This window comes from Stappia sp. BW2, assembly GCF_008107695.1.
GTDB lineage: Bacteria > Pseudomonadota > Alphaproteobacteria > Rhizobiales > Stappiaceae > Roseibium.
Window position 1 is genome coordinate 54,821 of the sequence record NZ_VIRG01000103.1, and the last position, 21,672, is coordinate 76,492.

The 21,672-nt window shown below is 57.6% G+C and carries 19 protein-coding genes and 1 pseudogene; 17 read left to right on the forward strand and 3 right to left on the reverse strand.

Annotated elements, in window-relative coordinates; all coding sequences use genetic code 11:
• Positions 1 to 82: 82 nt before the first annotated feature.
• The 13 genes and pseudogenes from FMN63_RS28700 (at position 83) to FMN63_RS28765 (ending at position 14,150) form a co-directional block, all read left to right on the forward strand.
• Complete coding sequence (locus FMN63_RS28700; protein ID WP_148587587.1) at positions 83 to 904, forward strand: IclR family transcriptional regulator; 822 nt, start codon at positions 83 to 85, stop codon at positions 902 to 904.
• Positions 905 to 937: 33 nt separating this feature from the next.
• Positions 938 to 2,107 carry an acetyl-CoA acetyltransferase gene (locus tag FMN63_RS28705; RefSeq protein ID WP_148587588.1) on the forward strand — a complete coding sequence of 390 codons (1,170 nt, stop codon included), beginning with the start codon at positions 938 to 940 and terminating at the stop codon, positions 2,105 to 2,107.
• Positions 2,104 to 3,732, forward strand: coding sequence for an acyl-CoA synthetase (locus tag FMN63_RS28710; protein ID WP_148587589.1), 1,629 nt, complete (start codon positions 2,104 to 2,106; stop codon positions 3,730 to 3,732). Before FMN63_RS28705 ends, FMN63_RS28710 begins: the two co-directional genes overlap by 4 nt.
• Complete coding sequence (locus FMN63_RS28715) at positions 3,729 to 4,571, forward strand: hypothetical protein (RefSeq protein WP_148587590.1); 843 nt, start codon at positions 3,729 to 3,731, stop codon at positions 4,569 to 4,571. The genes FMN63_RS28710 and FMN63_RS28715 overlap by 4 nt, the downstream gene beginning before the upstream one ends.
• A gap of 166 nt (positions 4,572 to 4,737) precedes the next feature.
• Positions 4,738 to 4,885: pseudogene (locus tag FMN63_RS30130) on the forward strand (IS6 family transposase); the annotation flags it as partial.
• A gap of 929 nt (positions 4,886 to 5,814) precedes the next feature.
• A complete protein-coding gene (locus FMN63_RS28730) occupies positions 5,815 to 7,011 on the forward strand; it encodes a M24 family metallopeptidase (protein ID WP_148587593.1) in 1,197 nt (398 codons plus the stop codon).
• Positions 7,012 to 7,278: 267 nt separating this feature from the next.
• Positions 7,279 to 8,025, forward strand: coding sequence for a transporter substrate-binding domain-containing protein (locus FMN63_RS28735; RefSeq protein ID WP_148587594.1), 747 nt, complete (start codon positions 7,279 to 7,281; stop codon positions 8,023 to 8,025).
• 103 nt (positions 8,026 to 8,128) lie between these two features.
• The gene (locus FMN63_RS28740) at positions 8,129 to 8,824 is read left to right on the forward strand and encodes an ABC transporter permease subunit (protein WP_162530147.1); all 696 of its coding nucleotides are present in this window, start codon (positions 8,129 to 8,131) and stop codon (positions 8,822 to 8,824) included.
• Positions 8,824 to 9,516 carry an ABC transporter permease subunit gene (locus tag FMN63_RS28745; protein WP_162530148.1) on the forward strand — a complete coding sequence of 231 codons (693 nt, stop codon included), beginning with the start codon at positions 8,824 to 8,826 and terminating at the stop codon, positions 9,514 to 9,516. Before FMN63_RS28740 ends, FMN63_RS28745 begins: the two co-directional genes overlap by 1 nt.
• 44 nt (positions 9,517 to 9,560) lie before the next feature.
• Positions 9,561 to 10,310, forward strand: coding sequence for an amino acid ABC transporter ATP-binding protein (locus FMN63_RS28750; protein WP_148587703.1), 750 nt, complete (start codon positions 9,561 to 9,563; stop codon positions 10,308 to 10,310).
• Positions 10,311 to 10,398: 88 nt separating this feature from the next.
• Positions 10,399 to 11,646 (forward strand): threonine synthase, encoded by a 1,248-nt coding sequence (locus tag FMN63_RS28755; protein ID WP_148587597.1) that lies wholly within the window; start codon positions 10,399 to 10,401, stop codon positions 11,644 to 11,646.
• A 65-nt stretch (positions 11,647 to 11,711) separates the two neighbouring features.
• Positions 11,712 to 13,106 (forward strand): M20/M25/M40 family metallo-hydrolase, encoded by a 1,395-nt coding sequence (locus tag FMN63_RS28760; RefSeq protein WP_148587598.1) that lies wholly within the window; start codon positions 11,712 to 11,714, stop codon positions 13,104 to 13,106.
• 39 nt (positions 13,107 to 13,145) lie between these two features.
• Entirely contained in the window at positions 13,146 to 14,150 is a 1,005-nt protein-coding gene (locus FMN63_RS28765) for a succinylglutamate desuccinylase/aspartoacylase family protein (protein ID WP_148587599.1), read from the forward strand.
• Between the two features lie 16 nt (positions 14,151 to 14,166).
• On the opposite strand, the gene FMN63_RS28770 is transcribed toward FMN63_RS28765, so the two are convergent.
• Together FMN63_RS28770 and FMN63_RS28775 are read right to left on the reverse strand one after the other, a co-directional pair.
• Positions 14,167 to 14,937: a GntR family transcriptional regulator gene (locus FMN63_RS28770; RefSeq protein WP_148587600.1), complete on the reverse strand. Its 771-nt coding sequence runs from the start codon at positions 14,935 to 14,937 to the stop codon at positions 14,167 to 14,169.
• A 195-nt stretch (positions 14,938 to 15,132) separates the two neighbouring features.
• Positions 15,133 to 15,537, reverse strand: coding sequence for a nuclear transport factor 2 family protein (locus tag FMN63_RS28775; protein WP_162530149.1), 405 nt, complete (start codon positions 15,535 to 15,537; stop codon positions 15,133 to 15,135).
• Between the two features lie 120 nt (positions 15,538 to 15,657).
• On the opposite strand from FMN63_RS28775, the gene FMN63_RS28780 reads away from it, so the two are divergent.
• Positions 15,658 to 16,458: an AraC family transcriptional regulator gene (locus FMN63_RS28780; protein WP_148587602.1), complete on the forward strand. Its 801-nt coding sequence runs from the start codon at positions 15,658 to 15,660 to the stop codon at positions 16,456 to 16,458.
• Positions 16,459 to 16,596: 138 nt separating this feature from the next.
• Here FMN63_RS28780 and FMN63_RS28785 read toward each other — a convergent pair whose 3' ends face one another.
• Positions 16,597 to 18,006: an aminotransferase gene (locus FMN63_RS28785; RefSeq protein ID WP_148587603.1), complete on the reverse strand. Its 1,410-nt coding sequence runs from the start codon at positions 18,004 to 18,006 to the stop codon at positions 16,597 to 16,599.
• A gap of 201 nt (positions 18,007 to 18,207) precedes the next feature.
• On the opposite strand from FMN63_RS28785, the gene FMN63_RS28790 reads away from it, so the two are divergent.
• The 3 genes from FMN63_RS28790 to FMN63_RS28800 all read left to right on the forward strand — a co-directional run bounded on the left by FMN63_RS28790 (position 18,208) and on the right by FMN63_RS28800 (position 21,667).
• On the forward strand, positions 18,208 to 19,116 hold the full coding sequence (locus FMN63_RS28790) for a helix-turn-helix domain-containing protein (protein ID WP_148587604.1): 909 nt from the start codon (positions 18,208 to 18,210) through the stop codon (positions 19,114 to 19,116).
• A gap of 339 nt (positions 19,117 to 19,455) precedes the next feature.
• A complete protein-coding gene (locus FMN63_RS28795; RefSeq protein WP_148587704.1) occupies positions 19,456 to 20,487 on the forward strand; it encodes an extracellular solute-binding protein in 1,032 nt (343 codons plus the stop codon).
• 82 nt (positions 20,488 to 20,569) lie between these two features.
• Positions 20,570 to 21,667 carry an ABC transporter ATP-binding protein gene (locus tag FMN63_RS28800; protein WP_148587605.1) on the forward strand — a complete coding sequence of 366 codons (1,098 nt, stop codon included), beginning with the start codon at positions 20,570 to 20,572 and terminating at the stop codon, positions 21,665 to 21,667.
• Positions 21,668 to 21,672 lie beyond the last annotated feature (5 nt).

Below are 21,672 nucleotides of genomic sequence, written 5' to 3' on the forward strand. Positions count from 1 at the left end.
TAAGGGATAAATTGGAAAATATTGCAATCTTCAAAATTCAGCGACAGAATACGGAGATTGCCAAGGGAGATATATCCATAATATGGATACTGCAACGCAACAAAAATCAGACGGGTCGGCTGGGGCTCAAAGTGTCGACCGCGTGCTTGGCTTGCTGTCGGCTATAGCCAGGGCGGGCGGAAAGTCCGTGTCCATCAACTTCCTGGTGGAGGAGAGCGGACTCAGTCGTCCGACTGTGCGGCGCATGATGCTGGCGCTCATCCGCGCGGGATTTGTCGAGCAGGATGAAGACAGCCGAACCTATGCGCTTGGCACGGAGAGCTATGTCATCGGCCTGATGGCGAACCGACGGTTCAACCTTCTCGACCTTGCCATTGACAGTCTAGTTGCGCTGTCACGGGACAGCGAGGACACAAGCTTTCTTTCGATCCGGCGTGGGGCGCACTCGGTCTGCCTACATCGCGAGGAAGGGTCTTTTCCAATTCGGACTCATGCTCTCCAGGCTGGACAAAAGCACCCGCTCGGAGTTGGAGCCGGCGGCATGGCTATTCTGGCGGCGCTGTCTGACGAGGAAGCGGAAAACACCATTGCGGACAACGCGGACCTGCTTGCGCGCGATTATCCCGGCTACTCGCTGGACCTCATGAGACAGCATGTAAGGGACACGCGGAAGCGTGGCTGGTCGGTGAACCCCGGCTTGTATGTGCCGAACTCCTGGGCGGTGGGCATTGTTCTCTTATCGCCTGACGGAAAACCGATCGGGGCCCTCTCCATCGCGGCTCTGGACGCGCGCATGCAGGCGGATCGCCAGATCAGGATCGCGGATCTTTTGAAGCGAGAGAAACGCTCGATAGAAACCAAATTGAGTAGAAAACTGGATTTTGACATCCCTAGCACCGCCTGAGTGACGCGGTTTTGGGGTTCGGGAGGAAATAAGATGCAGCATGCTCAGATTGTGGGATGGGCCCACAGCAAGTTCGGCAAGTCCGACGCGCCGGGCCTGGAAGGTTTGATGGCAGAGGTCGTGCCGGCCGCCCTTGGCCATGCCGGTGTCGACGCATGCGACGTCGACGGTATTTTCGTTGGCGTCTTCAACAACGGCTTCTCACAACAGGCCTTCGAGGGCGCGCTGGTGGGGATGACCCTTGATGACTTGCGTCATGTGCCGGCGGCACGCCTGGAAAATGCCTGCGCCACGGGAACGGCAGCGCTTTATTCTGCCATGGATTTCATTGCGGCCGGGCGTGGAAAGATCGCACTCGTGGTCGGTGCAGAGAAGATGACAGCCGTTCCGACCACCCTGGCCGGCGATATCATGCTGAGCGGCTGTTACAGAGAAGAAGAGGATCAGGTGGAAGCCGGCTTCGCGGGAATCTTCGGCAAGATCGCCCAGACCTATTTTCAGGAAAACGGCGATCATTCCCTGGAATTGGCGATGATCGCCGCGAAAAACCATCGCAACGGCTTGCTGAATCCTTATGCGCATATGCAAAAAGCGTTGGACACCGCGTTCTGCAATACCGTGTCCGACAAGAACCCGTTGGTCGCCGGTCCCCTGCGGCGGACCGACTGCTCCCTGATCTCCGACGGGGCCGCGGCCCTGGTCGTCGCCGCGCCGGAAGTTGCAGAAACCATGGAACGGGCAATCGGCTTCCGTGCGCGCAATCAGGTGAATGACGTCCTGGCCCTGTCCCGCCGGGACGTGACTGAGTTCGCCGGGCCGCGAAGGGCATGGAAAGCCTCGCTTGATGAAGCCGGGCTGACCCTGGATGACCTCGATATGGTGGAAACACATGACTGCTTCACCATTGCCGAATTGCTGGAATACGAGGCCATGGGTCTCGCCGAGCGTGGAAAGGGCGGCCGTGTTATCCGCGATGGGATAACTGCGCGAGACGGAAAATTGCCGGTCAACCCATCCGGCGGCTTGAAATCGCGAGGCCATCCCCTGGGGGCGACCGGTGTTTCCCAACACGTCATGGCCGCGATGCAACTGGCCGGCGAGGCAGGCGATATGCAACTGCCCGACGTGGAACTAGCCGGGGTGTTCAACATGGGCGGCGCTGCCGTCGCCAATTATGTTTCCATTCTGGAGCGCGTGAAATGAATTCGGCGACCTGCGAACGGGACCCGGCTTTGCCGTGGTCAACGCGAACATCCAACATTGCTCACTTCCTGACACGGAATGCGGGCCGCCTCGGAGATCGCCCGGCGATCATATGGTCGGAGGAGACCTGGACGTGGCGGCAGCTCGACGCCCGCGTATCGGCCCTGGCCGCAGCCATGCGCGAGAAGTTCGGCATCAAACATGGCGCTCGGGTGCTCGTACAATCGCCGAACAACAACCAGATCATTGAGATCATGCTGGCGTGTTTCCGGCTTGGTGCGGTCTGGGTGCCGTCCAATTTCCGCCAGGGGCCCGATGAGGTCGCCTACCTCGGACAGAAGGCTGAAGTGAGCCTGATGTTCTGCGAAGCCGGATTTCGCGCGCATGCCGAGGCCTGCCGCGCTGCCGTGCCGGATCTGGTGGACGTGATCTCGATCGGCGATGCGGAATTCGGTCCCTCCTACGAAGCACTGATTGATGCCTATCAGGGAACAGACGTGGCCAATGCCGACGTGGATCGGGACGATCCGTGCTGGTTGTTTTTCACCTCCGGCTCCACCGGACGGCCGAAAGCCGTTGTCCTCACCCATGGGCAACTCACCTTCACCATCCTCAATCACCTGAACGATCTCATGCCAGCCTCTACACCGGACGATGTGAGTCTCGTCGTGGCACCACTTTCCCACGGCGCCGGTATGCATCAACTGACCCAGATCGCGGTTGGCGCCGTCAGCGTTCTGCTGCCTTCCGGCCGGTTCGACCCGGCGGTTGCCTGGGACCTGGTGGAACGTTGCAAGGTGACCAACATGTTCACCGTTCCCACCATCGTGAAGATGCTGGTTGAGCATCCGTCCGTCGACGCGCACGACCATTCCAGCCTGCGTTATGTCATCTACGCCGGCGCGCCCATGTACCGGGAGGACCAGAAATACGCCTTGCGGAAACTCGGCCGTGTTCTCGTCCAGTATTTCGGTCTGGGAGAGGTTACGGGTGCGATTACCGTTCTGCCGCGCCACGATCACTATGCCGAAGATGTTCCGGAAGCACGGATCGGCACGTGCGGCATAGAGCGGACCGGTCTTCAGATCAGTATCCAGGATGAAGACGGGAAGCATCTGCCACCGATGGCCACTGGGGAGATCTGCGTTACCGGCCCGGCCGTCTGCGCCGGCTATTACCAGGACGACGAGGCGAATACGAAAGCGTTCCGGGACGGCTGGTTCCGCACCGGCGACCTCGGCCACATGGATGCGGAACGGTATCTTTACATCACCGGCCGAGCCTCGGACATGTACATTTCCGGCGGCTCCAATGTCTATCCGCGTGAAGTCGAGGAACTGCTGCTGACCCATCCCGCTCTCAAGGAAGTGGCCGTTCTCGGGATACCGCATCCCAAGTGGGGCGAGATCGGGCTCGCGGTCTGCGTCGCGGAGGGAGGCGGAAGACTCGATGAGACCTCCTTGCTCGCCACGCTGGAGGGGCGGCTGGCGAAATACAAGCTGCCCAGCCATTTCGTGTTCCTGACGGAAATGCCGAAAACCGGCTATGGCAAGATCACCAAGAAACTCATTCGCGAAGAGCTGATCGCGCGTGGCCTGATGCCGGAACTGGAGGGCGCTTCATGAGCCGCTCGCATTTGATCAAGCACCCGGGCCCTCCCACCACTCCGCGCCGTCACGTGGTGTCAGGCAACGCGGTTTCCTTCGAGTTTGTCCTGCCCAAGGGCATGACGTTCATGACGGCAGTCGCCGCTGCCATGGACAAGGCCGGGTGCGACAGCGCAGTGATCCGGCTCGACGGTTTGAAGATCGGTCCCTACGACTATGTCATGCCGGACCGGTCGCCGGACGACGCACATGCCGCCTGGTACAGCCAGACACATTCGGGCAAGACAGCCACCCTAACCCAGGGCACCGCGATCGTTGGTCGGCGGGACGAGGCATGGTTCCTGCATTGTCATGCGATCTGGGAGGACCCGGAAAACGGGCGTTGTGTCGGCCATCTGCTGCCGGATCAGGTGATGATCGCCGCGTCCTATGAGGGCACGGGTTATGCCTTCCACGGCGGATGTTTCGATGTGACTCAGGACGCGGAAACGAATTTCTCCTTTTTCCGCCCCCGCAAGCTCAGGGAACCTGACCGCGTCAACGCGGCCATCGTTTCCCTGGCCCCGCATGAGGACCTTGCGACGTCCGTGACCGAGCTGATCGAGGAACTCGATTTGAGAGAGCCGGCGCTTCTGGGAATCGGCAGCTTGATCGGGGCCGATTTCGTGGATACGCCTTCCATGGAATCCCCGATTTCCGAGGTGCTGCTTTTGAATGAAGCCAGAGGCAAGGGGGCTGCCGATCCCTATCTGCCGATGTTTTGTGTCGATCCGGATGGTAATTTTTTTTCGGGCGACATTGTTCCCGGTGGCGCGCCGGTGTGTGTCACCTTCGAGTTGCTCCTGGTTTCTACCTGACTTCCCAGCACCTTCAGGGCCTTTCAATCTGACCGTGAAAGGCCTTGGACACATGGCGCATGCCGCACCGAGTGGTGAAGGAGAATCCGTCATTAGACCATTCGGCACCCCTCCTGGCTCCGCCTTTTGAGGTGCCGTTTTTGCATCTCAAGGCGAACGCCGAAAGCTGAATTGCCCAGCGAAAGACAATTTCAATAGGTGGCAATTCGAGGCGCGGCTAATCATTCAAGCCGTGTCATGGTATCGGTGCGACCCAATGAGTTATCAAAGAACGCGGCTTCGACGCTGATCACCACAGCATCAAACGCCGGGTTAGAAGCTAAGCTGTGGTTGCGGAAAGGTTTGAGGTCTTGTGGCGGCTGGACGGATAACGATTAGGATGATCTCATCGCGTGTCTCCTTGGACGTCGAAAGGTGAAAAAGGCATGAAATTGCACTTTGGCGCGAGATAACTGCGACCGCTGTGAAACTTTGCAAAAGCCCCAAAATGGCAGTGATCTGGGTGGCAAGGATTGGCGCTTCCACGACCTCACAAGCCAGAAAACGGGCCATGACCCGTCCCACCGTCAAAATGGCTGTCATCCCATGGCCGTGCAGGAAGGCAGTTCCACGGTGTCGCATGGGCGTACCAGTTCCAAGGCCGGCTCTCGAATTTCACCGACGCCGATACAGTTTTCATTCGGTTACTCGAGCAACATCGACAATTGACTGCCTGACCGGCACTTGCGCGTCCGCATCGGGCTTCAAATGCCGACAAATTGGCCGTCCAGATGATGGGCGAAGCAGACGCAGGTTTGAGCGCAGCTGAATGTCAGCAATGGGCCGCAAACTACAGTGGCTGGTTTCACCCACCAAGTAACCGAACCGGACAATTGGTGGCCGGCTACATGGTGAGGTTCGCTTAGTTGCAAGCACCTTTTTTGGCCTTGTCTCCCCGTGGAGATAGGCCGGGGAAATCAGCGTAAACGAGCACATCTGTCTCAAACCACCTTATTTCCTGGATAGGCCCAAAGACTGTTCTCCACTGTGCTTTCGGGTATCCGATTTGCCTGCACCGTGTGATCGCATATGTTTTTCGAACCTTAGCCTCTCGCAGTCATCAACCCTTCTGGTAGCTTGGATGAGTGCATCAACATCATTTTCGGCATCTCCTATTGACTGACGAAGTGAATGGGCAAGGGATGCACGCTTTGCGATCAGGCTCTGTATTCTCCCACTTGGCGGCGACAGATCTTGAGGATAAATGGCGACAAATGAGTTGGATCAAATGAACGGACCGAAGAGTTTGGTGTCGCTTGCGAAGACGGTGCGGGAGAAGGTCTTTGCGATGCTGCCGGCGGACGTGAGTTTGATTGTTTCCAGCAATCCCCTGAATAAGGCCTATCTATCCGGGTATGTGAGCATTGCTCATGATCTGGCTCCCAATTACCGTTCCGCAGTTCTCGCCCGGCGCGAGGCTACTGAGTTGGTAACCAGCGCGGCAGATGCCGCGCCGGCCTTCGAGGCTTTGGGTCGGGGTGAACTGATTCACAGGTACGGAGAGTTCTATTTCGACCGTGCCGAAAGCATCCCCGGCAACTTGACCCAAACACCATCGGCAAGTTTCGATGAGGCCTTTACCAAAGCATTGGTCTCCCAGTCGACGCAGGGACGTGTCGGGGTCGACATTTCAGATGACAAAACCCTGTGGCGGCTTTGCGCGGAGGCCTTCGGAGAGAACCGACTGATAGATGTAACGCGACAGCTTGAAGCATGCCGGGCTGTAAAGCTGCCGGAAGAAGTTACCAGACTGCGGCGTGCGGCGGAGTGTGTGGAAGCTGGGTTCGCGAGAATTCTGGAGACGGCCCATGCCGGAATGACCGAGCACGATCTCGCCGCGATGATTGCCGAAAAAATGGTTGCCGGGGGCGGCGTCCCCCGCTTTGTCTCTGTCACCTCGGGGCCCCGGTCGGCACTCGCTGACGCCTATCCGACGAACCGCGTGATCGCTCAGGGGGAAACAATACGCATCGATGCTGGTTGTACCTTCGATGGCTACTGGTCGGATATGGGCCGCACGCTGGTGTTCGGAGAGCCGCAGCCGCGGCAGCTTGAACTTTACGAGGCCCTTCTCCGTGGTCTTGAAGCGATGCTTGATCACCTTCGCGAGGGGGTGAAAGCACAGCATTTGTTCAAGATCGGCGTTGATACGGTACGTGCCAACGGTATTCCGTCATACCAGCGACAGCACTGCGGACACGGTATCGGGCTGCGCTCCTACGACACTCCGACGATAAACGCGAGCGACGACACCACGCTAAAGGTGGGGATGTGCCTCTGTCTCGAAACGCCCTACTACAGGCTGGGCGACGAGGGCATGATGGTCGAAGACACGGTGCTGGTCACGGAGCACGGGTACGAGCCAATCACCACGCTGCCGCGCGGGCTGCTCTGCATCTAACGTCGTGCAAATTTTCGCGATGAATTTTTCACCTGCCCTGTGAGGTTCGGAAGCCCTCATGCCGCTTGGCTGCATGGCAGACATTGGCTGCCTGCGCCAGACATCCGCGCGTTTTCTTCCATCTGAAATCGCCGCAAATTATTGAAATTAAAAAGAAAAAATTTCAGTCTCCCTACCCGAAAAATTCGCGCAACTTGGTCATTGACAAAAGTTTCCTTCGGCGACAGTTTATTTGTAACTACAAATGAAAACAGAGGGACTCTGAACATGAACAGCAAGCTCTATACCGCGTTGGCTTTGACCTTGATGGTATCCACCAGCGCCACGTTCGCGACGGCGCGCGACCTCGTTCTGGCCAACGAAGGCGACTTCCCCCCCTACAACATGACCAAGGCGGACGGCACGCTTGAGGGGTTCGACATCGATATCGGCACTTCGATTTGCAAAATCATCGAAGCCAATTGTTCCTGGGTCACGAACGAGTGGAGCGGCATTATTCCGGCGCTGATGGCCAAGAAGTTCGATGTGATAATCGGGGGGATGGGCATCACCGAGGAGCGTCGCAAGACCGTCGTGTTTAGCGAGCCTTATGCCCGCACCTACTCCTTCTTCGGCGTCGTTGAAGGGAAAGAACTTGATGTGACGCCAGCAGGTCTCACCGGCAAGACCGTAGGCGTGCAACAAGGCACGACGAATGCAAAGTATCTTGAAGCCAATTATCCGGACATCAAACTGCAACTTTACCCCTCAATGGACACCCTGACCGCAGATCTGAAAATAGGTCGTCTGGACGCCGTTTTTGGTGACGTTGAGCCGTTTACCGGCGGTGAAGGCGAGGGTCCAACGCTGGTAGAGATCGGAGACGGCGTTGCCGTATCCGAAGGTATCGGAATGGCATTTCGGCCGGAAGACACTGCACTACGGGACGAATTCAATAACGCGCTCAGCCAGATGAAGGCGGATGGGACCTGGAAGGCTCTGGCCGAGAAATGGGGAATTCCGGTCTACGAGTGATCCGATCGCGAACGGCAGTTGTTCGCAAGCGCAGAGATCCTGATCACAGGCGGCAAGCTCGACTGTGATCACGTCTTCCCTCGTTCCGAAAATGGTGAACTTCTTGATCGACTATCTAACGTCCGGCTGGGGACTGCAATTCCTCAGCGCCATCGGCACAAGCCTGATGGTCGCGGCGCTCGGTTTCATCTCTTGCATAGTGATTGGTATTCTCTGCACGCTGTTCGCAAGAAGTGGGTTTCGCGGCAGTGTAGCGCTCGTGAACCTCTACACTTACGTCTTCCGCAGCTTGCCAGACATCCTGCTGTTGATCCTTATCTTTTATACGCTTGACGGGGCAATTCAGGCATTGCTGAACCTGGTCCCGGGCATGTCGGACATGCGGCTCAGTGCCTATGTTCCCGCTGTCATGTCCACTTCGATCGTCCTCGGCGCCTATGCCACCGAGCTGTTCCGGGCGGGATGGGCAGATATTCCCCTGGGCCAGCATGAAGCGGGCCGGTCTCTGGGCTTTTCACCTTTTCAGACGCTTGTGCTGATCATCTTGCCGCAGGTTTATCGCAAGATCATCCCCCATCTGGGGTCGCTCTGTCTCATCAGCATGAAGGAAACTGCGCTGCTGAGCATCATCGGCATTCCCGATATCGTGCGCACTGCCTCGCTTGGTGCGCGATCGACGGGCTCTCCCTTTGTCTTTTACGGCATCGCTATTGCGATCTTTGTCACCTTTGCCATTCTCTGCTCAAGGATCTTCGCGCATCTTGAACGCAGCGCTCGGCAGAACCGGGCAGGTGCATGATGAGTTTGCTTCTTGATTATGCCCGCGAGATCCTCCAGGGGCTTGGAACGACGCTAAGCCTTTTCGTCATCTCCCTGGCCATCGGCTTCGTGCTGGCGTCAGCAGTTGCCGCCTTTCAGATCCGTTTTCCCGGGATCATGGCGCGCTCTGTCTGGAGCCTGATGTTCTGCATTCGCGGGGTCCCGCTGCTTCTCATCCTTTACGTCGTGTACTACGGCTTTCCCCTGTTGTCCTTTATCAGGGAAAGCTTCCTGTGGTCGTTGTTTGCCAGTCCCTACTGGTGCGCGATCATCTGCCTTGCCTTCGTCGAGATGGCATTTACCTCCGAAATCATCCGAGGGGCGTACAACCAGACCCCCAAGGAACAGGTCGAGGCGGCCAAGTCCCTGGGTCTGTCCGGATTTCAAACATTCCGGGTTGCGATCCTGCCGGCGATGCTGCGCAACGGTTTCCCGCCCTACACGACCGAGGTCATCCTGCTGTGCAAATCCACCGCGCTGGCCTTCACGATTACTGTCATGGACATCATGGGCTATGCCAATGAGATCCGGGCACGCACGCTCGACATCTATCACCCCCTTCTCATCGCCGGTGGCATCTACATTTGTATCGTCGTTTTCACACGGCTGATCCTCTCCACGCTTTTCAATCTGGTCGCCGTTGGCGGCACAGAGGCGGAGGATCGGGCATGACCGCGACCGCTTGCTTCCCCATGTCTCACAAGGAAACCGGTTCCATGAACGAAACGTCGCACGCTCCTGCCATCGAGATTACCGGCATGAGCAAGTGGTTCGGGTCCTTTCAGGTTCTCGACAAGATCGATTTTGCGGTGAACCCCGGCGAGCGGATTGTCGTCTGCGGCCCCTCCGGGTCCGGCAAATCGACGATGATCCGATGCATAAACGGCCTCGAGACCTTTCAGGATGGCCGGATAACCGTTCACGGACAGGAGTTAACGCAGAAGACGCGAGCGCTGGACAGTGTCCGAAAGAGTGTCGGCATGGTTTTTCAGCAGTTCAACCTGTTCCCGCATCTGACCGTTCTCGAGAATTGCACTCTGGCACAGCGATGGGTGCACAAGGTTCCAAGGACCGTTGCCGAGGGGATCGCAATGGAACAACTGAAGAAGGTTCGTATCCCCGAACAGGCGCACAAGTATCCGAGGCGACTCTCCGGAGGACAACAACAGCGCGTCGCGATCGCCCGGTCATTGTGTCTTCGGCCAAGGGTCATGTTGTTCGATGAGCCAACCTCCTCCCTGGACCCGGAGATGGTGCGAGAAGTCCTGGAGACGATGGCCGATCTGGCCCGCGAGGGAATGACAATAATCTGTGTCACCCATGAGATGGGTTTTGCCCGAAGCATCGCCGACAGGATTGTTTTCATGGACCAGGGCCGGATCATCGAGGAAGCGCCGCCTGCAGAGTTCTTCGACACGCCCAGGCAGGCACGGACGCAGAAGTTTCTGGAACAGGTCGTCAGATAACGATCCGCAGAGCTCCGAACCGGAACTACTCCAATTCCGCCAGCAGGTCTGGCCGGAAACCAAGAACACAACCCCTGGACATATTTCAATGCAAATTTCTTTCGACACCCGCTCGCTTGCAACCGCGCAACGTTCTCTTGCTGAGGGCGCATCACAGTATCCGTTGCTTCCGGCCCTCCTGCACGGCTGCCCCGACAGTGCAACGAAAGAAATGCAGTACCCGCTGGAGCTGGACTATGATTACGGGCGGGTCAAGGATGTGACGTTCCGGCGTGGTAGCACCTGGACCGATTGGGAGGAGTTGCTCCCACCGAGGCACCCGAAAGCCAGCATGCCTGTTGGCGGCACGCCTCTGGTGGATGTTTCCACTCTTGCCCCCGCTCACTTCCTGGGGCGCAAGATCCTGGTAAAGGATGACAGCCGCAATCCGACCTGGAGCCACAAGGACCGGCTCAATGTGTTCACGATCAGCGCTGCGCTTTGCGAAGGAGCGCAGACAATCATCGTGGCGTCTTCGGGCAATCATGGTGTGTCAGCGGCGGCCATGGCAGCGCGGGCCGGACTAAACTGCATCGTCTTGACCATGCCTGAAGTCAGTGGCGCCATTCGTGACATGATCTTAGGCTATGGCGCGTTCCCGCTGTTTCTTGAGGCTGATGATCGCTGGCCGGCCATGCGAGCGCTGGCGGAACTTCCCGGCACCTATCCTGTCAGCAATCTAACCCCGGCTCATACCGGTCACCCTTGGGGGCCGGAAGGGTACAAGACTATCGCCTACGAGATCCTGTCGGATCTGGACGGTGCCGCACCAGCGGCCGTTGTCGTTCCCACTGGCTACGGAGAGATGCTCTATGGCATCTACAAAGGGTTCCGTGAGGCACTTCTTCTGGGCCATATCGAACGGATGCCCTGGCTTGTCGCCGTTGAACCCGCGTCACGCGGTCCAGTTTACCACGCGCTGCAGAATGGCCGGCATACGGTGACTGTCGACCCCGGCCCAACGATCCAGCTTGGCACCGCCACCACCGTCAACGGCTACCGTCCGCTTGCAGCAATCCAGCAAAGTGGTGGGCTCTCCTTGCTGATCGATGATGAAGAGGCCCTCCAATCTCACAGAAAACTGGCGAAGCAAGGGCTCTGGCAGGAGATCTCCTCCGGAGCTGCCCTGGCTGCGCTGGATCACATAGAGGGGCTCGAGAGCGACGGCCCGATTGTCCTGATGGGCTGTTCCACCGGTCTGAAGGAGCCAATTGCGGCAATGGAGACGCGAGCGACACGTGCCGATCTTCCAACTTTGAGAGCGACACTGAAGCGCGACTACGGCTTTGAACTTTGAGCATTCATGTCCCGCTTACCGCCTGCACGGTGTGATCTCCTCTAGCCGCAAGGATTTTTATTCTCATGGCTGACATTGAAGACGTTCTTGCGCGGATTGAATCCAGCAAGGATCAAACACTCTCCGAACTTCTCGAGCTGCTGAAGATCCCTTCGATATCAAGCGATCCTTCGGACGTGGCAGGCATCGCCGAAGCTGCCAGCTGGCTACAACGTAAACTCTCGGGCATGGGGTTCGAGGCCCGTGTGGTTGCCACCGAAGGCCATCCACTGGTTCTGGCTCATTCCCTTGATGCTGAAAGCGGTTCCGGACCGCGACTGCTTTTCTACGGCCATTACGACGTACAGCCTGAGGGAGACGAAGATCAATGGTCCCACCCACCGTTCACGCCTGAGCTGGTGGAGCAGCCGGACTTGACCCGTATCTACGCTCGAGGTGCTTCGGACAGCAAGAGCCAGCTCTGGAGTTTTATCGAAGCGTTGCGTTGCTGGCGCGAGGCGCACGGACGGTTTCCCGGCCGGATCACTATCCTTTTGGAGGGAGAGGAGGAAGCCGGTTCTGCCAGCCTGCCTGCTTTCATTGACGCACATCGGGGCGATCTGGCCTGCGATATTGCCTTCATTTGCGATTCCGACATGTGGTCGCCAACGCAGCCCGCCGTAACCACCCAATTGAAAGGCTTGCTGCACGAGAAAGTGACGCTGCACAGCCCGAACCCCGACCTGCATTCCGGCTATTTCGGAGCGGTCGCAGCAAATCCGATCCGTATTCTGTCAGAGCTGCTGGCTGCACTGCACGATCATGAGGGTCGTGTGGCAATAGACGGATTTTACGACAATGTCCCGGAAATCCCTGCGGACCTGCGTCAGCAGTGGCAGGCGTTGTCCAGGGACGCGCATCAGTTGGCCTCTGCAGATCTGCGTGGTGGGATCATCGAGCGCGGGTATACCCCGCTCGAGGCGATCTGGGGTCGTCCGACGCTGGATCTCAACGGAATAACCGGCGGCAATCAGGGCCCGGGCGAACGTTCCGTTCTGCCGGCCTCCGCCAGCGCGAGGCTGTCCTTCCGGCTCGTTGCCGGGCAAGATCCCGCAATTGTCCGGAACAGGTTTCGCAGCTTCGTCCAGGCACGGATCCCAGAGGGGTGCCGCGTTGAATTCGAAGGCGGCGCGGGCAGTCGCGCGGTAGCCATGTCACCGGAAAATCCCTTTGTTCAGGCGGTCGCGCGCGGAATGGAACGGGAATGGTCCACCCCGGCAATCCTCAAGGGAAGTGGCGGCTCAATTCCGTTGGTCGAGATGTTCAACGAAATGCTCGGCATCGACTGCATCGTCCTTGGCTTCATCCTCTCAAGTGATGCCATTCATGCGCCAAACGAACACTACGACACGCTACGCCTTCACAAGGGAATCCGCAGTTGGGCACATATTCTTGACGAAGTTCACACTGATCGAAGCTAAGGGACTTGCAAAACAGGAAAAGGGTATCACGGGGGCGAAATGGGTAATCAAGTCTGGACGACAATCGATTTCGACAGGACGGGATTTCAGTCTGACTTTGCCCGTGTACCATGGTCATCCGACAGCTCCGCCTATGGCTGGATCCCGGTGCCGATGCTTTGCTTCAATGGTGGCGATGGCCCCACCGTTCTGCTGACTGCCGGAACGCATGGCGACGAGTACGAGGGACAGATCCTTCTGAGGCGGCTGGTCCAGACCCTTGCCGAAACGCAAGTTCGCGGACGTATCATCATGTTGCCGGCCCTCAACCGCCCTGCGGTTCTGGCAGGACGTCGAACGTCACCTCTGGATGGCGGCAACCTAAACCGACTGTTTCCCGGCAAAGGGGATGCAGGACCGTCCGCGATGATTGCGCAATACGTGACGGAGGTACTTTTTCCGCTTTCGGACTACGCCATCGATTTGCATTCCGGCGGCAGTTCTCTCGACTATCTTCCGGTAGCCTTTGCGCATCGGGGACGCAGTGCGGAACAATCTCAGCGCCTTGACCGGTTGCTGACAAGTTTTTCCGCTCCGAATACGCTCTTGACCGACGGCCGCGGTGGTGGCGGTGAAACGACGCTCTACGCCTGTGCCTCGGCACATGGCGTGGCGGCGATGACGACCGAACTGGGTGGTGGTCCGGGGCTTTCGTGCGAAGGCATGGCAATTGGAGAGGCAGGTTTGCGCCGTGTACTGCGCGATCTCGGCATCGCGCCCGGTCTCGATGCTCCGCCGCAGGAAGAAACACGGCACATGTACATGTTGCCGCCGGCGACCACGATATTTGCCAGAACGGATGGGTTGTTTGAGCCGAAAGTGAGGGTTGGGCAAGAAGTCCATGCCGGGGAGGTTGCCGGGTATCTGCACGGCTTTGAGGACCTCACGCGCGCGCCCGTTACGCTGCATTTTGAAACCGGTGGGATCGTGATCTTTCGTCGGTTTCCCGTATTGACCGCGGCGGGAGATGCGCTGGCTGGACTGGCATTGCCGGTCGACAGCTAATAGGACAGTCACTCTGTCAGCTTGAATTTTCCATCGGTTGTAGCGGATTGAATTCACCTGTGAATTCGTGCCGATAGCCGGGAAAAGACAGACGCACCCAAGTAACGGCATCGTCGTTGGCAAAGCTGCGGCGCTCGGAGATGAGAACAGGCTCGCCGGTTGACAGGCCCAGAGCCTGCGCGATGCGTCGCTCGGGCAGCGCGGCGCGGACGGTGTTGATAAGCCGAGTGCAAGGCAACCGGGCAAGCAACCATTCGTTGGGTAGATCATTCTCGAAGGAAATGTTCTCCACCTCCGGAATAACGGAAATCTGAATCAATCGCTCTTCAAAAACCTCACCGACATCGTTGGCCTTGTGAACGATGGCAAGCCACAGCAGGCGTTCGCTTGCACCGACTTCTGGCCACGCTCCCAATTCACTGTGCGCTGCAATCCGCCGGTCCAACACTTCAAAGCTATATCTCTTCCCTGCACTCTCGATAATCTCGCGTATGTCGATGATCCCGATGACGGCATGATTGTCGCTTCGCTCGCTGACGAATGTGCCGTGCCGGCGGCGGCGAGTGATCACCTTGGCGTTCAGGAGACTTTTGAAAACCTTCACGAGAGGTGATCGAGACACACCCAGATGCGCCGCCAGTTCCTCTTCTGTCGGAAGCCGATGGCCCGGTGGCCACGCGCCGCTCTGGATCTTGTTGCGGATCGCCCGCTCGATCTGTTGATAGGGCGGACCTTTGCCATCCAGGGCCAGGTCTAACGACGAAGTATCGGTGACAGAATGAACCATTCAACCATGTTAAATTGTCTACACTCTCAATTGAAAGTACAAATCGACTTAGTGGTTCACAGCAGTGTACGCAGGCTGCGGCTTCCAGCTTTGAACAGGGTATTTCACATCAGTTCGGAGTGGTTGGCAGCTTGCTCATGCTCTTGACACCGCTCATGCCAGGTCCAGTGGTTTCAACCCGACGATCTGCCGTTCTCATCTAGGCTGTACACGTGATCCCAAATCCAGATCTTCCGGCTCGCCCTTGAGCATGTATGTGAGTTCATCGACCATGCAAACGCGTTTGCCGTGAAACTGGTAATACGCAATCACCTTGAAACGCATTCGTTCGCCCGTGGGTTTCACAGCTTCAGCAATGTGCACGGTTGCCGCCGAAATGCCGTCAGTGACGAAATGTTCGAAACGGATGCTTCCCGACGATATGTTCTCCTTGAGTGACTGGTGATGCTTGAGAAATTCGGAATAGCCGAGATGCTTGCCGTCCACGCGCTGAACGTAATCGGGCGTCAGAAACTCGGCAAAATCCTCCGGAGCCGTCCTTGGGTCAGTGAAAGCGGCAAACATTCGGTGCAGGAGGTTGTAAGTTTCGTCCCGCGTCATTGAAGTGTCGTTCATTTAGGAGCCTCCATAAAGCTGCAATGGATTGAGAGCAGATCGATGCTAGGCTTTTCAAGATTGCGAGACTAACGTATTGAGGCCATTCAATACGGCTTAGAGGCCATGTCTGATTTTCTCGCCGACCCTTTTCACCTTGGTTCTTTCGCAGAGCCGATCATCCGAGCCGTTCGACGCGAGCAGGCGGAACAACGGTCGACGGCGAGACACAGTCACGAGCGAGGCCAGTTACTTGGCAGCTTGCAAGGTGTCGTCAGCATCGGCACCGATCACGGCCATTGGCTCGTTCCGCCCGTCAACGCCATTTGGCTTCCTCCACGCGTCGAACACTGGCTTACCTCCCATGGCGCGTTTCGCGGCTGGAGCGTTTATGTGGCGGAGGTGGCATGTGCAACCTTGCCGGGGTCTGCACGTGTCATTCACCATTCCGCTCTCCTACACGAGGCAGTGGCCCGTGCGGCCACCTGGCCGGAAGGCCTCTTGTCACAGGCGCAGAGCCACATTGCCAGCGTCATCCTGGATGAGATCGCCTCAACACCGGAGGAACCTCTCGGGTTACCGATGCCCGCAGATCCAAGATTGCAGCGCATTGCACGGGCACTCGCGGATGATCCGTCGGAGCGGCGACGCATGGCGGAGTGGGCCGCCTGGGCGGGCATTGCCCCACGCACGCTCAGCCGACGCTTTGGCTTAGAGACGGGGCTCAGTTTCAGCGCTTGGCGTCAACGGTCGCTTTTGCTACGCTCTTTGGAAATGCTGATTGCCGGAAAGTCTGTCACCACGGTTGCCTTCGACCTTGGCTATGAAACCGTCAGCTCATTCATTGACTTGTTTCGCGGTCATTTCGGCACGACCCCTGCACGCTATCTGAACCGAGCCTCCGGCCCCGATCTTCCGAAACGATAGACACGTATTTCCGAGACCTCTCGCGATCGCCCAGTCAACCATCGGTCAAGCAGGTCCGTGCTACCATGCCGAGATTTCCCGCTTCAAGCACTCGACCCGGTCTTGCACCAGGTCGAGCGCATCGCGGCGCGTGCCGGTTTACGCGAGTTCGAAGCCCTCCCGCACCAACTCGTCAGTGGTGCGTGTGATGGCGACACGCAATATTCTTGTCATCTCATCAATGTGATCGCGCTGTATGATCAATGGCGGGGACATGACGCACATGTTGATGAGCGGCCGCAACAGCAGGCCCTCTTCCTGACAATGCTTGTCGATGCGCTGTCCGACCCGCATGTCGAGATTCAGCGGATTGTTGGAAACCCTGTCGGCGACGGCCTCAATACCGGCCATGAGTCCTTGCCCACGGACCTCACCCACCAGAGGAAGATCTTCCAGCGACTTGAGGCTGTCCTGAAAGTACGGGCTGATCTCTCGCACATGCTCCAGAAGGCCGTCTTCCATGAGCTCGATGGTCCGGATCGCAACCGCGCACCCGATGGGATGGCTGGAGTAGGTGAGACCATGCACGAACCCCGCGTCAGGATGATTGGACTTCCGTATCTCCGTGAGCAGCCGATCGGAGACCATCAAGCCGCCAAGCGGGAAATAGCCGGCCGTCACTCCCTTGGCAAAGGCGATCATGTCGGGCTCGATCCCGAAAACATCCTGGGAGGCGAAGGTGTGGCCGAGGCGGCCAAACGCCGTAACGACCTCGTCGGAGATGTAAAGGATATCGTTCTCGCGGCAGAGAGCATGCATCCGCTTGATATAATTGGGGGTCGGCATGAGGACGCCGCCGCTCGCCTGAATAGGCTCGGCGATGAAAGCTCCGATCTTGTCCGCGCCCTCCTTTTCGATGAGGGTCTCGAACTCCTTGATGAGGAAGTCTTCAAATTCATCGACCGTCATATCCTTGGGACGGTGAAAGGGATTTGGGCAAGTCAGCTTGCGGACCATTTCGCTGGCGCCGTCCATCCAGTCGTGGTCTCGTGGCCTGCCGTTCAGCGACGCCGACAGGTAGGTCGAACCGTGGTAGGCCCCATCGCGCGAAACGATCAGCTTTTTCTCCGGCTGCCCTCTGAGATTGTTGTAGAACTGCATGAGGCGCAGTCCGGTTTCAACGGCCGACGATCCGCCAGTGGTCAGGAACACGTGGTTGAGGTCGCCGGGTGCTCGGTCAGCCAGCATTCGTGCCAGTTTCTCGGCAGGTGAGTTGCTGGTGTACCAGGGAGAGGTATAGGTAAGTGAAAGTGCCTGATCTCGAAGAACATTGGCAAGTGTCGGATGCCGATGGCCCAGATTAAGGCACCACATGCCCGCAGGACCGTCAATCAAACGTCGTCCATCGGCATCTGTCACGTAGATGCCGTCGCTTTCGACCATACGGCCTCGCCGCTCCGCGCCCATCTCCTTTGCCACGGGTGCCGGTTGCAGCAGCGCGAAGTCTTCCACGTCATCGGGATTTGCTTCGATATTGTCGGTGGGCGCGGTATTGTTTGTTTGGGACATAGGTCTCTCCCGGATTCATATCGTTCACCATCGTTTAGATGAGAGACATAGCGCCAATCTATCCAGGCACGCGGTATCGCCTGCCTTATTTTTCTGCAGCGGTTGCCGCGCGCCGCACCGGAAGAGATATTGGATGTGGCACTGTTTTCGATAGCAAAGCGAACTGCGCTGTGTCGGGAGGGGTCGAAAAGAGGTAACGCGATGTATTATCGGTACAGTTATAACGATGCAGTTGAACAGGAGTCTGCCCTGCCGCGTTGGCATCAGGAATACAGGCAAATTTCAACCGGCTCCTATGACGGCCAGGTCTTGGCCTTGCGCATGCCGGGCGTCGAAATCTACAGAGAACAGATCAACGTCGCTACAGAACAGGTCTACTCCGCGCCGGAAGGCAGCATGGTCTTCTACTACTACCCCAAAAACGATATGACGCAGCTGATCCAGGGGGAAGAGATGTTGTCGAAGGCGGGCTTCGCCTTCGATTGGGTCGACCGTGTTGGCATCATGGATACGAACAGCGATCTGTTGATGGTGGTCGTCGATCAACCCGACATTGCGAGAAATCCCTCTGCTTTTTCAGGTTTTGTCTGCGGGCCGATGTCGGAGCAGGCCGACTTTCTCGCCGAGTGGCTGAACTCATTGATCCACATCGCGAAAATCACGAGCTGCGACCATCAGCAGATGTCGATGAAGAATGTGCTGCCGGGGTTGATTCAGGATCGACTGGACCTTCTCGCGGAGAATAGCCAACTCATAGAGCCTCCGGCGATCGTCGAGGGCGAACGGATTTACAGGCGTTTGCGCGATCATCTGGAGGATTTCACACCAGAGCACATTCCCAGCGTTCGCTCGCTTGCGAGCGACCTGGGCATCGAAACGCATAAGCTCCGTCAGGTCTGCCGCGAATATGCAGGGCTTCCCCTCGAGCGGATGTTGATCTATTTGCGCCTGAACGGTGCAAGACGGGATTTGATATCGGCCCGGGAACAAGGAAAATCGGTGTCTGAAGTTGCAATGGATTGGGGTTTCATGCATTGGGGCCGCTTCGCAGGGCGCTACAAGTTGCTTTTCGGCGAAACGCCGTCTACGACGTTGCGACAAGGTCGATGATCGCCTCCAGCATCGTGCGTCATTGTTCCTACTGCCAAGGAAAACCCAGAATCACTAAAGGTGGCCGCAAAGCCGGCCGCAGCGATATCGATCGTTCCACCTCTCGGATCTGACCCGACCTGATATTCACCTTGCCTGCTTTCTGTGCAGCAGCCCTCCTGACAGGTGGATAGCGCTCGCCCCATTAGTCCCCCTACAAAAAACGTGACCGCTGGTGTCGTCGTGGAAGTTCAACGTGAACCTGCCGAGCAGTCGACCTTTGACACCCGCTTGCCACCGTCAAGTGGCCCTCGCGGTATCGCGCGTTCAATGAAAACACAAACATGGATTGGGGAACCCATGAAATTGCATTCAATCGCATTTGCAACGTTGGCATTTGCCGTGTCGACCACAGTTGCGTCGGCCGAAGGAAAGCTCAGCATTTACAACTGGGGCAATTACACGAGCCCTGAGCTGATTACCAAGTTTGAAAAAGAGTATGACGTCGACGTCACCATCACCGACTTCGACTCCAACGACACCGCACTGGCCAAAATTCGCCAGGGCTACACCGGATTTGACGTCGTGGTCCCCTCGCAGAGCTTCATGCCCATTTATATCGGCGAAGGCCTGATCGCGGAAACCAATCCTGGTCAGATGGAAAATGGCAAGAACATCGCAGAAGATTGGGCCAATCCCGATTTTGATCCGGGTCGAAAGTACTCGGTGCCGTGGCTCTGGTACACGTCCGGCGTGACGGTGAACACCGAGGACTACGACGGCGATGTGAACACTTGGGGGCTGCTGCTCGACCCACCGGAAAGCCTCAAAGGCAAGATCAATATCGTCCCTGAGATGAACGACATCATGTACGCCGCAATTCGGTATTCGGGTGGCGATTGGTGTTCCAACGACAAGGCGTTGCTGAAAAAGGTACACACGCTCCTCAAAGACGCGAAGCAATATTGGGCCTCCATCGATTACAGCGGGATCGAGAAGATCGGCACGGGTGATATCGCGGCGTCGCTTGACTGGAGTGGGTCCGCGCTCAAGCGCAGGCTCGGCAATCCGAAGATCGCGTTTGGATTTCCCAAGGAGGGCTTCACCTACGGTTCCGACAACATCGTCGTGCTCAAGGATGCTCCAAACATGGAAAACGCAAAGCTTTTCCAGAACTTCCTCATGGATCCCGAGAACGCTGCACTCAACTCCGCCTACACGCGTTATCCCGCAGCTATCGAGGGGGCTGAAGACTTTTATCCGGACGACATGAAGGGTGCGCCCGAACTGTCTATCCCCGAAGCTGTTCGCAGCAATGGAGAACTGCTCCGCCTTTGCGATCCCGATACGACCGCACTGTATGGCCGCATCTGGCTCGACATCCAGAAATAAGCGGTGGCCGGGACGCGGCTAAGGTCCAGCGGCATGTTCGCCGCCGGTCTGGCGGCGTCCCGAAGCTGGTGGAGAAATTGCGATGAACACGACTTCGGCAATCCGTCTTGACGGGCTGTGCAAGACATATGGCGTGGAACCGGTAGCAGTCCATGCCGTCAAAGATGTTTCGATTGAAATCCGGCACAACGAGTTCTTCACTCTCCTCGGGCCGTCAGGCTGCGGAAAGACAAGCCTTCTACGTCTGATCGGTGGTTTCGAATTTCCCACCAGCGGCTCGATACATTTGAACGACGAGCAGGTCGGCGGCATGCCGCCCTACATGCGGTCGATCAACACGGTCTTCCAGAGCTACGCGCTCTTCCCACACATGACGGTTGAACAGAACGTGCGCTTCGGGCTGCGCATGAAACGATATCCTCGCAATAAAACGAATGACAGGGTTCGCGAGATGCTCGAGCTGGTCAAGCTGGATCATCTTGCGAAACGTCACGTCGATGCGCTGTCCGGCGGTCAGCAACAGCGCGTCGCGCTGGCGCGAGCGCTGGCTCCCGAACCCAAAGTCCTGCTTCTGGATGAATCGCTTTCGGCACTGGACTACAAGCTTCGCAAGGAAATGCAGGTCGAGCTCAAGGCACTGCAGGCCCAAACCGGGATCACGTTCATATTCGTGACCCATGATCAGGAGGAAGCCCTCTCAATGTCGGACCGCATCGCCGTCTTGTCCAGCGGCGAGATTGTCCAGATCGGCACTCCGCGGGAGATCTACGACCGCCCGGCAAATCGATTCGTCGCGAGTTTCATAGGCGACACCAATTTTCTCCCTGCCACCGTCGGCGAGCGCTCTGGAGTGCACGTCTCGGTGAAGATCCCTGGACTTGGTACCGTAGAAGTTCGGGAGCCTGACATCGATATCGAAACGGGAGAGGCGACCGCGGCGATACGGCCCGAAAAGGTGCGCATTTTGCAGGCCGACAGCCAATCGTCCGGCCCGAAAGCCACCGTAAAACTGGTCACCTACAACGGCATGGACACGTTCTACACCCTTGTGCTTTCCGATGGTGGCGAGGAATTGAAGGTACGCCAGCAGAATCTTGATGGAGCGGAGACCGACTTCAAGAAAGGGGCTTTGGTGACCCTGGAACTGCTGCCCAATGCCGTCCGGCTGTTGTGGGACTGAACGCG

Bases quoted from the DNA above. Each gene is read 5' to 3' on its own strand.
- FMN63_RS28700 (WP_148587587.1), top strand. From the start codon at position 83: ATGGATACTGCAACGCAACAAAAATCAGACGGGTCGGCTGGGGCTCAA.
- FMN63_RS28705 (WP_148587588.1), top strand. From the start codon at position 938: ATGCAGCATGCTCAGATTGTGGGATGGGCCCACAGCAAGTTCGGCAAG.
- FMN63_RS28710 (WP_148587589.1), top strand. From the start codon at position 2,104: ATGAATTCGGCGACCTGCGAACGGGACCCGGCTTTGCCGTGGTCAACG.
- FMN63_RS28715 (WP_148587590.1), top strand. From the start codon at position 3,729: ATGAGCCGCTCGCATTTGATCAAGCACCCGGGCCCTCCCACCACTCCG.
- FMN63_RS28730 (WP_148587593.1), top strand. From the start codon at position 5,815: ATGGCGACAAATGAGTTGGATCAAATGAACGGACCGAAGAGTTTGGTG.
- FMN63_RS28735 (WP_148587594.1), top strand. From the start codon at position 7,279: ATGAACAGCAAGCTCTATACCGCGTTGGCTTTGACCTTGATGGTATCC.
- FMN63_RS28745 (WP_162530148.1), top strand. From the start codon at position 8,824: ATGAGTTTGCTTCTTGATTATGCCCGCGAGATCCTCCAGGGGCTTGGA.
- FMN63_RS28750 (WP_148587703.1), top strand. From the start codon at position 9,561: ATGAACGAAACGTCGCACGCTCCTGCCATCGAGATTACCGGCATGAGC.
- FMN63_RS28755 (WP_148587597.1), top strand. From the start codon at position 10,399: ATGCAAATTTCTTTCGACACCCGCTCGCTTGCAACCGCGCAACGTTCT.
- FMN63_RS28760 (WP_148587598.1), top strand. From the start codon at position 11,712: ATGGCTGACATTGAAGACGTTCTTGCGCGGATTGAATCCAGCAAGGAT.
- FMN63_RS28765 (WP_148587599.1), top strand. From the start codon at position 13,146: ATGGGTAATCAAGTCTGGACGACAATCGATTTCGACAGGACGGGATTT.
- FMN63_RS28770 (WP_148587600.1), bottom strand. From the start codon at position 14,937: ATGGTTCATTCTGTCACCGATACTTCGTCGTTAGACCTGGCCCTGGAT.
- FMN63_RS28775 (WP_162530149.1), bottom strand. From the start codon at position 15,537: ATGACGCGGGACGAAACTTACAACCTCCTGCACCGAATGTTTGCCGCT.
- FMN63_RS28780 (WP_148587602.1), top strand. From the start codon at position 15,658: ATGTCTGATTTTCTCGCCGACCCTTTTCACCTTGGTTCTTTCGCAGAG.
- FMN63_RS28785 (WP_148587603.1), bottom strand. From the start codon at position 18,006: ATGTCCCAAACAAACAATACCGCGCCCACCGACAATATCGAAGCAAAT.
- FMN63_RS28790 (WP_148587604.1), top strand. From the start codon at position 18,208: ATGTATTATCGGTACAGTTATAACGATGCAGTTGAACAGGAGTCTGCC.
- FMN63_RS28795 (WP_148587704.1), top strand. From the start codon at position 19,456: ATGAAATTGCATTCAATCGCATTTGCAACGTTGGCATTTGCCGTGTCG.
- FMN63_RS28800 (WP_148587605.1), top strand. From the start codon at position 20,570: ATGAACACGACTTCGGCAATCCGTCTTGACGGGCTGTGCAAGACATAT.